This is a genomic window from Lyngbya sp. PCC 8106 (assembly GCF_000169095.1).
Taxonomy (GTDB): Bacteria; Cyanobacteriota; Cyanobacteriia; order Cyanobacteriales; family Microcoleaceae; genus Capilliphycus.
Genome location: NZ_AAVU01000110.1, coordinates 1 through 1,197 on the forward strand (window position 1 = coordinate 1; position 1,197 = coordinate 1,197).

Genomic DNA, 1,197 nt, shown 5'->3' on the forward strand with positions numbered 1-1,197 from the left:
AGTGCAGTCGATGGAAAAATCACTTTTGAGAAAAATCAGATCCTACCGTACACATCTGTTTATGGTTGGGGATTAGATAACTTGAAAAGACAAATATTAACAAAGACAAAATAAACAAGGAGTCTAAAAATTATGTTGAATCAGATATTAAGCCGATTTCGTTCTCAACCTCCCAAAACACCGCTTAGGCTTGTTGTTGGTTTAAACCAAGTTGATAAAATGATTCCAAATGGATGGGACGAGCGTTTAAATAGTCCTACCAATGAGGCAGAACAACAAATCAAACGTCGGTGCAACGATATCATTAAAAAATTGAGCCAAGAGACAGAAATATCTGAGCAAAGCATAGAATATTACTCTGCTTTAAAGCGTTATAATTTGATACCCTTGCTGACCAAAATCATCCAAAATGCTTATGCTGGGTTCAAGCTGGATAACGTGAAGCCTGCCGATCCATTTGAATTAGCAGATCCGGATGTCAAAGCTTTTGCCAATGAAGAGCGTAGAAAGATGAGAAACGGTGTTGAAGAAAAAGTAGATTCCCAAAGCAAAACTTTAGATGAAATCAAGAAAATTATCCCAGAAGCAAACTTAAAGTTAATCTTGGAAAAGCTTCAACAGGAAACTAAATTACCACCCAAAGTAGCAGTTATTGGAAAATCTGGAGTTGGTAAAACAACGACTATCAATAATCTTTTTAATGCTGAGTTTAAAACAAGTCCCACAACTGTTGGTACCACTAAAGCCCAGATTAAAGAATTTACACTCTCAACAGGTGGAGCCTTAACTGTAGTCGATCTCCCTGGATATGGACGTAGCGAAGCGGAAGATCAAGAGTATGACAAAATCTATCAGGATCTAATCCCTTCTTGCGATCTAGTCTTGCTTATTTTGCAAGCAGATACGAGAGATTTTTCAGACGATATCGAGATGATTAATAAGATTACAAAATGGCTGAAAAATCATTCGGTTCCCAAACGGTAACAAAAACTAAAATATTGTTCAGTAGTCAAAAAAATTTACACATTTAAGGAGATCTATATGGCTTTAACCTCAGACGAAGAAAATAAAATACGCCAATTATTAGCCCGAGAGAGCGAGCAAAAACGCTCCCAGATATTAAGTTCTGCACAAAGTTTCGCTAAATGGTCGAGCGTGGCGGCTACAATTGCTATCAATGCCAAGGAAATAGTTGAG

The 1,197-nt window shown here is 37.2% G+C and carries 1 protein-coding gene; it reads left to right on the forward strand.

Going from position 1 to position 1,197, the window contains the following annotated elements; all coding sequences use genetic code 11:
- Positions 1-132: 132 nt before the first annotated feature.
- Positions 133-984 (forward strand): GTPase, encoded by an 852-nt coding sequence (locus L8106_RS29155; protein ID WP_009788188.1) that lies wholly within the window; start codon positions 133-135, stop codon positions 982-984.
- Positions 985-1,197 lie beyond the last annotated feature (213 nt).